Raw genomic sequence first — 9,771 nt, forward strand, 5'->3', positions numbered from 1 at the left:
AATAGCATTGCCGGGGGGAGTTTGATGGCCGTCATGCTGCGCGGACGTTCCCGCTGATGGAGTTCATCGACTTCCTCCGCATCCCGCCCTTTCCCTATACGGCGGGAACGGTATGCTACCGCAGCGGATCAATATTCGGATCATTCGTTGAGTCAAGTCAGACTTAGCCCACGCCCCCGTGTGCATCGCAGTGTGGTGGATACGCTCGCGCGCCGTATCCTGTCGGGCGACATCGCGCCTGGCGAGGGGCTGCCTAATACACAGGACCTGAGCGCCGAACTCGGGGTCAGCCGATCGGCTTTGCGCGAGGCGATCAAGGTGCTGACGGCGAAGGGCATGCTCGGCGTGCGCCCCCGCACCGGCACCCGTGTATTGCCGCGCGAGAGCTGGAACCTCATGGATCCGGAGCTGCTCGCCTGGTGCGGTCCTACCATGGATGCCGATATGCTGGGCGCCCTGCTGGAATGCCGCTGGCTCATCGAGCCAGGCGCGGCGGCGCTGGCCGCGGACCGCGCGAGCGCCGCCGATCTTGCCGCCATCGATCAAGCCTTCACCCGGATGGCATCGGCGCCAACGCTGGAGGAGCGCGTCGCGGCCGATCTCGACTTCCACCTCGCGGTGCTGCGGGCGAGCGGCAATCTTTTCCTGTTGCAATGGGCCGGGACGGTCTCCTCAGTCCTGCTCGCGGCCTTTCGCCGGTCGAGCGGCGCCGCACTGTCTCTGGAGGCCGCGTCCTCGGCGCATCGCGAGATTGTCGAGGCGATCCGGCTGCGCGATCCGGCGCGCGCGGATCGCGGGATGCGGGAGGTGTTGCGGGTAGCGGCGGCGGATCTTCAGCTCTGGCCGGTGCCGTCCAATACGGCGGCGAGTGTCGCGATGAAGCGCGCCTGACTGTGCTCGGCCGCGATGCGCGTCTGGCCGCCATCCCGCACACGGCACCATAGCGTTTCGTCTTCATACAGGCTGGCGCAGGATTGGGCGAAATCCTCGGGCCGGTCGGCGCTCATGATTTCCTCGCCGTGGCGCCAGCCCATCTGGCCGGCGATGAGGTTTGTCGCGACGGTCGGCAGCCCGGCGGCCGCCGCTTCCACCACCTTATGCGGCAGGCCGGCGGCGAAGCGCGTAGGCGCGAGGAAGATGCGAGCACTGGCATAGAGCGGCTCGAGATCTTCGACCTGGCCGAGCAGTTCCACACCGGGCGCCGCGAGATCGGGTGCTCCGGGGAATAGCGCGCCCGCGACTGTCAGCGTGACATGGCCAAGCATCGCCCGCACCGCGGGCCATATCTCCTGCACGAACCATCGCAGGCTGTCGTAATTGGGCGAGTCCGTTTCGAGCAGGCGGCCGACGAAAAGAAAGCCTCGCCGCTGAGCGAAGTCCGGAGCACCGATTGAGAGGCTGACGGTGTCGCCGAGAACATAGGCGGGTGCTTGGGCATGAGTGCGGAACAGCGCTGCCTCCGCCTCGCTCACTGCGGTGACGGATTCCACGCCTGCGGCCAGCGCCGCCTCGGTTTCGATCAGCGCTGCAGCCTCCTCGACGCTTGCTGCCTCACCGTGAAGCTTACGTCGCGCCATTTCGCGCAGGGCAGCGAAAGCCTCGGCATCATAAACGATGCGAATGCCGGAAAGGTCGAGGCCCGAGGTTTCGGCAAAATCGCGGAAACGCTGCATGTTGTTGGGGCGGCTGATGAAGAGGACTTCGTAGAAGCCGCAGCGCTCCTCTCGAAGACTGGCAAGCACATCGAGTCCGCCTGACAGGACCTCCACGCGCGGGTCGAGTTCGGTATAGGCGCCTTCCCAATCAATCTCCGGCTCGTCGAGCGGGAGCAAGGTCACCGACCAGCCAAGCGCGATCATGCCGTTGAGCACGCTCAGCAGCCTGGGGAAGCCAGCGCCGTACGGGCGATGCGGCACTTTTTCCTCGAGCACCAGCACGCGCCGCCCGCTGGCGCCCGGCGGCACCCGTGCTGCGAGGCGGTTGCCAGGAAGTGCGGGCAAGTGACCGGCCAGAGCCGCGCCATGGCGGGCACGGAAACGGCGGCGGTTGCGGTGCATGAGCGCTTCCGCCTCGCCGCTGGCCGCCTGGCTGCCAAACTCGAAGTGATCGGCGCTCGCCATGGGTTCGTAGACGGTCGCGAGGCCGATTTCCCGCAGGCGCAGGCAGTAGTCAGAATCCTCGTAATAGGCGGGAGCGTATCGTTCATCGAAACCGCCGAGACGCGTGAAGGCGTCGCGCCGGGTCATCAGGAAGGCTCCGGAACCGTAGTCCACGACGCGTCGGAACATCGCCTCGGCCGCGTCGGCGGGCCGGCCGCGCGCATAGCCTTCGGTGATGCCGTCTCGCCAGACGATGGCACCTGCCTCCTGTAGCCGCCGGTCCGGATGGATGAGACGGCCGACTACGGCGCCCGCTGCCGGTTCCCGATCCAGTATGGAGATCGCCGCCGCGATCGAGCCCGCATGCACGAAGGCGTCGTTGTTGAGGAATAGGAGGAACTCGCCGCCCGCCGCCGCCGCCGCCGCGTTGGCACCACGCAGAAAGCCCAGGTTGCCGCCGTTGCGCAGGACACGAGCATTATCGATGCGATCGAGCAATGCGGCGGTCTCATCCGTCGAGCCGTTGTCCTGCAGAATGATTTCCATTCCCGGCTCAAGGTCCCGAGCCAAGGCCCGCAGGCAGCCCAAGGTGAAGAAGGCCTTGTTGAACAAGACAATGAGAATTGAGAGTCGCGGCTTTTCCACGGCCGGCAGAACCAGCCGCTCGCCGCTGTCGAGGAAATCCTGCAGTCCGCTCTGCAGTCGCGCGGCCATCGCCTCCTTGGGATCGGGTACCAGTGCTAGCGCGGGCAGCGTGGGAGATGGTGACGGCAGGCAGGCCCCCGCCGCTACGGCGCGGCGTTGTCGGAGACGGGAGAAAACTTGGCCGCGCGCGGTCCATACGAGGATCTTGGCAGCTCCTCGCGCTTGCCGGAAGAAACTCGGATGACGTTCCGCGATGCGGTTGAGCGGAGCGACCACGCGCCAGGTGGTGCTGGCGTAGATCGTCTTGACCGTCTGCTCGTAGCCCGCGAGCGCGGCGATCCGGATGTCCTGTGCTGCGAGACGCTCGTTGGCGGTATCCAGCCGATCGGCGGCCTCGCGCCATTGGCGCTGCGCGCGTCGCTCGGTCAGACGCAAGCGGTTCACATTACCCGCGAGCAACAGCATCTCCCCGCGCTGACTGCGGGCGGCTGCCTCGCGCCGGGCGATATCCTCCGCGAGACGTCCGACATCCTCGGAGAGCCGGCGGAGTTCGCCGGAATGCGCGGCCATCTCCGACAGCGCGGCGGCCGAGGCTCGAAGCTGGGTTTCAAGTTCCTCGACGCGAGCAAGTCGCCAGGGACTACCGGCGGGCAAATGCCATCGGAGAGGTCTTTGGAAAACATGGCCAATTGTCGCGTTGTGTTCGGGTAGAAGTTTCCCGCCGACCCAGGTCTGCACCATCAATTCGAGCTCGGAATAACGTGCGAGATCAGACGGTGTGATGAGAAAGCCGAGCTGTGTCAGTACCGCGCTCACAATGCGATCGGCCGTGTCGAGCGTCGGATCGGCAGGTGGCGCGATGGCTTCCACCCGCCGCACCGACTCCCGCAGACTGCGGGCCAGCACGAAGCCAAGCGGGAGCGTCGCGCGAGTTTGCCATTCCTGGTCGAAGAAGACCGGCGCACCTTCGGGAAGCACAGCAAGGTTGAAAGGTGTCGCGTCGAAATGCGTGCCCTCGACCAGTGATTCCGCCGAAAGCGGGACTTGGCCGATGCGGGCGAGCAGCGCCTCGACCCAAACTCTCGCCCAGTCTGTGACCTGGTCCAGGGTCCATTCCGGCTGCCCGAACAGCTCGACCAGGCGGAACCACCAGGATCGCGTTGGAAGGTAAGCCTCTTCCGGATTGGCGTGGATGATCGGTGAGTCGCCGGCGGCGGTCAGCGTCAGGGGGCGGCGGCTCACGCGGATGGCGGCGTCGTGCTTCGCGAAGACCGTCTCTTTCATGAAGGCGGGCTGCCGGTCGAGCGCATAATGCCAAGCCAGGACGCCGTTGCTTGGCTCCCCGGCGGTTGGCGATGTGGGACGCGCCGCGACGAGAAAGGCGTTGGACAATTCCGCAAGCAAGCCGTTGCCCGCGACCACCGGCCACGCCCTTTGCAGCGAGAAGGCAGGATCCAAGGGAGACTGCTGATCGCTATGCACGGTCTCCGCCGCCAGGGCGCCGGGATCAAAGCCGTGTGTCGCGGCGCCAAGCGGCGAGATGACCACGCTCGGTAATTTGTAGTCAGGGAAAGGAAGATAGATGTCCTGCCGCGCAAATCCCGCGCTTCGCAGCATCCGCTGCAGGTCGTTCTTTCCGAAAGCCGCGACGCTTGCCGTGTTGTCGCTATCGCCAAGATCGGGGGCACCGACAGGATCGCGCGCGGCGCCGGCGAGATGTTTCAGGCCGAGCCGGTTCTCCGCCGCGACCAGCAATAATCCGTCTGGCTTTAACAGGCCCGCGAGATGGATGAGCAGCGCTCGCTCGGGCTCTTCCTGGCCGGCGAAAAAGACCCCGGCATATTCCAGCATGCCGATGAGCAAGATGACGTCGGCTGGTTCCTCAAGCGTAAAACCGAAGAGGTTGTCGTTGATGACGGTGACATTCGCGAGGTCTCGGGTGCGCGCGCGGATTATCTCAGCCCGACGCGGGTTGCTTTCGACTGCAACGACTTCGCGCGCCGTTTCGCCGAGATAACGCGTGATGGCGCCGCAACCGGCGCCGACTTCCAGCACCCGCTTGCCGCGCAGATCCTCGGCGAAGGGCCGCAGCAGGTTCGCTCGCTTGGAGGAGAGGTGGTACTGCGTGGGCCAGTCCGTGATCGCCGCGCGCCGTTCGGGCGAGAGGCTGCTCCGATCGGTCAGCCCGTTGACGATGCCAGCGATGCGGTTGTCCAGGGCACCGTCGTCGTTGTGGCTTTGACGCTCAGGTCGCCCGTTGATCGGGGTGAAGAGCCCGGCGCGCTCGCTATAGGATCGCGGGAAGCTCAGGATCTTCCTGTCGGCCGAAAGATTCCGTTCTTCGTCTGGAAGCGCATGCATGGCCGAAGTTCATACGAACTTAGCGCTGGCTTGGAAACGCTAGAGCAGTATGTCGTGGGTTGAGCGATGCTCCTCCCACCACGTCATACCCGGCGAAGGCCGGGCATCCACGCCTTTGCTCCACGAAGGCAAGCGTGGATGGCATGCCTTCGCATGCCATGACGGACCCTTGGGTCGCGGTCGAATATTAGATCATCACGCTCTGTGTGCTCATCAAGCTTCAGCGGATCGCCTTTGGCTCTGGCCTCACCTGGCGGGCGACGGAGCCTCAGCCTTGCCCGGCGATGTCCACAATCGCCTGAGCCACCTGCACGCGATCCGTCGCGGCCGATGCGGCGGCTACGTCGCCGGCGCGCTCAGCCTCGCGCAGATCCGCCATGGCGGACTGAAGGTCCCGCTCGCCATCGGCTCGGTTGAGGCTGCTGCTGGGTTCCGCGATGTCGGCGAGAACAGTGCAGCGCTCGCCGGTGATTTCGGCGAAACCGCCGGTCACGAAGTAGCGCGCGGCGATCTGCTCGCCTTCGTAGAGGATGACCTCGCCGCCGCGCAGCAGCACGATCATCGGACTGTGCTCGGGCAAGACGCCGATATCGCCTTCCGAGGCGGGGATGACGACCATATCGACATCCCGCGCCACAAGCAGCTTCTCGGGGCTTACGATCTCAAGGGCGACGGGCACCGGCGATCCTCGGCTCAGGCGGTCTGGCGCAGCGATTCGGCCTTCTTCACGGCCTCCTCGATGGTGCCGACCATGTAGAAGGCGCTCTCGGGCAGATGGTCATATTCGCCGGCGCAGATGCCTTTGAAGGCCTTGATGGTGTCTGCGACCTGCACGAAGACGCCGGGGCTGCCGGTGAAGACCTCGGCGACGTGGAAGGGTTGGCTGAGAAAGCGCTGGATCTTGCGGGCGCGCGCCACCACCAGCTTGTCGTCTTCCGAAAGCTCGTCCATGCCGAGAATGGCGATGATGTCCTGCAGCGACTTGTAGGTCTGCAGGATACGCTGCACCTCGCGGGCGATGTTGTAATGCTCCTCACCGACGATGCGCGGATCGAGCGAGCGCGAGGTGGAATCCAGCGGATCCACAGCCGGGTAGATGCCCTGCTCGGCGATGGAGCGGGACAGCACGGTCGTCGCATCAAGATGCGCGAAGGATGTCGCGGGCGCGGGATCGGTCAAATCATCGGCAGGAACGTAGATGGCCTGAACCGAGGTGATGGAGCCCTTCTTGGTGGAGGTGATGCGCTCTTGCAGCCCGCCCATGTCGGTGGACAGCGTCGGCTGGTAGCCCACCGCGGAAGGAATACGGCCGAGCAGCGCCGAGACCTCCGCGCCCGCCTGGGTGAAGCGGAAGATGTTATCGACGAAGAACAACACGTCCTGGCCTTCGTCATCGCGGAAATATTCGGCGAGCGTCAGGCCCGATAGCGCGACGCGCGCGCGGGCGCCTGGCGGCTCATTCATCTGGCCATAGACCAGCGCCACCTTGGAGCCCTCACCATCGATCTTGATGACGCCGGCGTCCATCATTTCGTAATAGAGGTCATTGCCTTCACGCGTCCGCTCGCCGACGCCGGCGAAGACCGAGACGCCGCCATGCTCCTTGGCGATGTTGTTGATCAGCTCCTGGATGAGCACGGTCTTGCCTACACCTGCACCGCCGAACAGGCCGATCTTGCCGCCCTTCAGGTAAGGCGCCAGCAGATCGACCACCTTGATGCCAGTCGGAAGAATCTCAGCCGTCGCGGCCTGATCCTCGAAGGACGGCGCCTCGCGATGGATCGGCATGCGCTTCACGGCCTCAACCGGACCGCGTTCGTCGATCGGGTCGCCGATGACGTTGAGGATGCGGCCGAGCGTGCCCGGGCCAACGGGCATGGAGATCGGTGCGCCGGTGTCCGTCACTTCGCTGCCGCGAACCAGACCATCGGTCGTGTCCATCGCGATGGCGCGCACCGTGTGCTCGCCGAGTTCTTGAGCGACTTCCAATACCAGCTCGCGGTCGCCGATCTTGGTGGTGAGCGCGTTGAAGATATAGGGCAGCTCGCCTTCGAACTGCACGTCCACGACGGCGCCCAGAACCTGCGTGATGCGGCCGACAGAGTTATTCGCCATTTCCCGATTCCGTTCCGAAGCTGCTTTAGACCGCTTCCGCGCCGGAGATGATCTCGATCAGCTCCGAAGTGATATTCGCCTGACGGGCGCGGTTATAGGTCAACGTCAGGCGTTTGATCATGTCGCCGGCATTGCGCGTTGCGGCATCCATCGCCGTCATCTGCGCCGCGTAGAAACCGGCCTCGCTATCCAGCATGGCGCGATAGATCTGCACGCCGAGCGCACGCGGCAACAGACGGGCGAGGATCTCGTCCTCGTCCGGCTCGAACTCATAGGGCGCCTCGTTCGGATCGACTTTCGCGTCTTCCATTGCCAGCGGCACCAGTTGCAACTCGGTCGGCACCTGGCTCATCACGCCCGCGAAGTGATTATAGACCAGCGTCACGGCATCCACTTCGCCGCTGGCAAGCAGTTGTTGGATGCGCTGCGACACCGCTTCGGCATCCGCGAATTCAGGACGCTTGCGGACTCCGGCCTCAGGCGTATCGACCATGCGGTCGGCATATTCGCGGCGGAAGTAATCGCGGCCCTTGCGGCCCACCGTCAGTAGTTTGACCGTCTTGCCCTCGCCTTCCAGCCTGCGAACGAGGGCGCGAGCGGTGCGGGAGGCGTTGCTGTTGAAGCCGCCCGCCAGGCCGCGATCGGCGGTGATCACCACGACGAGATGCGTGCGGTTGCGCGGATTGCCGGCCATCAGCAAAGGCGCCTCGTTGCCGCTCTGCGCCGCCATGCTGGCCGCGAGTGCGCGCAGCATCCGGCTCATCCGGTCCGCGTAAGGCTGCGCCGCCTCGGCATGCGCCTGGGCGCGGCGCAGCTTAGAGGCTGCGACCATCTTCATCGCGCTCGTGATCTTCTGCGTCGATTTGACGCTGTTGATCCGGTTGCGGAGGGGTTTCAGGCTCGGCATCGGTCAGATCTCGCCCCGCTCCGCCATCAAGCGATGAAGCCGTCAACAAGCTTGGTGATGAAATCCGTCAGCTTCTTATCAACATCCGGCTTGATCTCACGATCGTTGCGGATCGATTCCAGAATACCCGGCTCGCGCGCCTTGAGTTCCGAGACGTAGTGACGCTCGAATTCCACGATCCGGCCGACCGCGATGCGATCGACCAGGCCGCGCACGCCGGCGAACAGCACGACGGCTTCTTCCTCGACGGGCAGCGGATGGTATTGCGGCTGCTTGAGCAATTCGGTCAGACGTGCGCCACGGGCCAGCAGTTTCTGCGTCGCCGGATCGAGATCGGACGCGAACTGGCTGAAGGCCTGCATCTCGCGATACTGCGCGAGATCCAGCTTGATGCGGCCGGAAACCTGCTTCATCGCCTTGATCTGCGCCGCGGAACCCACGCGGGAGACGCTGACGCCGACATTCACGGCGGGGCGGATGCCACGGAAGAACAGCTCCGTCTCAAGGAAGATCTGCCCGTCGGTGATCGAGATCACGTTCGTCGGGATATAGGCGGAGACGTCACCGGCCTGCGTCTCGATGACCGGCAGTGCGGTCAGGCTGCCGGCGCCTTCGGCGTCCGACATTTTGGCGGCGCGTTCCAGCAGGCGGGAATGCAGGTAGAAGACGTCGCCCGGATAAGCCTCGCGACCCGGCGGGCGGCGCAGCAACAGGGACATCTGGCGATAGGCGACGGCCTGCTTGGACAGATCATCATAGGCAATCAGCGCATGCATGCCGTTGTCACGGAAATATTCGCCCATGGCGCAGGCGGTGTAGGGCGCCAGGAACTGTAGCGGCGCAGGTTCCGAAGCGGTGGCGGCGACGACGATGGAATATTCCATCGCGCCATTCTCTTCGAGCGTGCGGACAAGCTGCGCGACCGTCGAGCGCTTCTGACCGATCGCGACATAGATGCAATAGAGCCTGCGGCTCTCGTCATCCGTCGCGTTGACAGATTTCTGGTTGATGAAGGTATCGATGATGACCGCTGTTTTGCCGGTCTGGCGATCACCGATGATCAGCTCGCGCTGGCCGCGACCGATGGGGATCAGCGCATCGATCGACTTGATGCCGGTCTGCATCGGCTCATGCACGGATTTGCGCGGGATGATGCCTGGCGCCTTGACCTCGGCACGGCGGCGCTCGGTGGTCTCGATGGGGCCACGCCCGTCGATCGGATTGCCGAGGCCATCGACCACGCGGCCAAGCAGGGCCTTGCCGACGGGCACATCGACGATGTCGCCGGTGCGAACGACGGTATCGCCTTCGCGGATGCGGCTGTCATCGCCGAAAATCACGGTGCCGACGCTGTCGGTGCCGAGGTTGAGGGCCATGCCCTTGAGACCGGCGCCGGGGAATTCCACCAGCTCTCCGGCCATTACGTTCTGCAATCCGAAGACCTGGGCGATGCCGTCGCCCACGCTCAGCACCTGGCCTGTCTCAGCGACATTGGCCTCGGTATCAAAGCTGGCGATCTGCTTCTTCAGGATCTCCGAGATCTCTGCCGGGCGGATCTCCATTTAGGCGGCTCCCTTCATCGCGTATTGCAGTCGCTGTAGGCGCGACTTGAGGCTGGTGTCGTAGAGGCGGGCGCCGGGCTTG

The 9,771-nt window shown here is 64.7% G+C and carries 6 protein-coding genes and 1 pseudogene; 1 reads left to right on the top strand and 6 read right to left on the bottom strand.

Annotated elements, in window-relative coordinates:
- Positions 1–147: 147 nt before the first annotated feature.
- Positions 148–891 (top strand): FadR/GntR family transcriptional regulator, encoded by a 744-nt coding sequence (locus GSQ83_RS07935; protein ID WP_158802323.1) that lies wholly within the window; start codon positions 148–150, stop codon positions 889–891.
- On the opposite strand, the gene GSQ83_RS07940 is transcribed toward GSQ83_RS07935, so the two are convergent.
- The 6 genes and pseudogenes from GSQ83_RS07940 to GSQ83_RS31610 all read right to left on the bottom strand — a co-directional run.
- The gene (locus GSQ83_RS07940) at positions 834–5,105 is read right to left on the bottom strand and encodes a glycosyltransferase (RefSeq protein WP_158802324.1); all 4,272 of its coding nucleotides are present in this window, start codon (positions 5,103–5,105) and stop codon (positions 834–836) included. The two genes, GSQ83_RS07935 and GSQ83_RS07940, sit on opposite strands and share 58 nt — an antisense overlap.
- Positions 5,106–5,373: 268 nt before the next feature.
- Positions 5,374–5,784: an ATP synthase F1 subunit epsilon gene (gene atpC / locus GSQ83_RS07945; protein ID WP_158802325.1), complete on the bottom strand. Its 411-nt coding sequence runs from the start codon at positions 5,782–5,784 to the stop codon at positions 5,374–5,376.
- 14 nt (positions 5,785–5,798) lie between these two features.
- Complete coding sequence (gene atpD / locus GSQ83_RS07950) at positions 5,799–7,220, bottom strand: F0F1 ATP synthase subunit beta (protein WP_158802326.1); 1,422 nt, start codon at positions 7,218–7,220, stop codon at positions 5,799–5,801.
- 25 nt (positions 7,221–7,245) lie between these two features.
- Entirely contained in the window at positions 7,246–8,127 is an 882-nt protein-coding gene (locus GSQ83_RS07955; RefSeq protein ID WP_158802327.1) for a F0F1 ATP synthase subunit gamma, read from the bottom strand.
- 26 nt (positions 8,128–8,153) lie between these two features.
- Entirely contained in the window at positions 8,154–9,689 is a 1,536-nt protein-coding gene (atpA, locus tag GSQ83_RS07960) for a F0F1 ATP synthase subunit alpha (RefSeq protein WP_158802328.1), read from the bottom strand.
- Positions 9,690–9,771 (bottom strand): annotated as a pseudogene (locus GSQ83_RS31610) (F0F1 ATP synthase subunit delta); the annotation flags it as partial.

The organism is Acidisoma sp. L85, from assembly GCF_009765865.1.
Taxonomy (GTDB): Bacteria; Pseudomonadota; Alphaproteobacteria; order Acetobacterales; family Acetobacteraceae; genus Acidisoma.

Bases quoted from the DNA above. Each gene is read 5' to 3' on its own strand.
- GSQ83_RS07940 (WP_158802324.1), bottom strand. From the start codon at position 5,105: ATGCATGCGCTTCCAGACGAAGAACGGAATCTTTCGGCCGACAGGAAG.
- atpD (WP_158802326.1), bottom strand. From the start codon at position 7,220: ATGGCGAATAACTCTGTCGGCCGCATCACGCAGGTTCTGGGCGCCGTC.
- GSQ83_RS07955 (WP_158802327.1), bottom strand. From the start codon at position 8,127: ATGCCGAGCCTGAAACCCCTCCGCAACCGGATCAACAGCGTCAAATCG.
- atpA (WP_158802328.1), bottom strand. From the start codon at position 9,689: ATGGAGATCCGCCCGGCAGAGATCTCGGAGATCCTGAAGAAGCAGATC.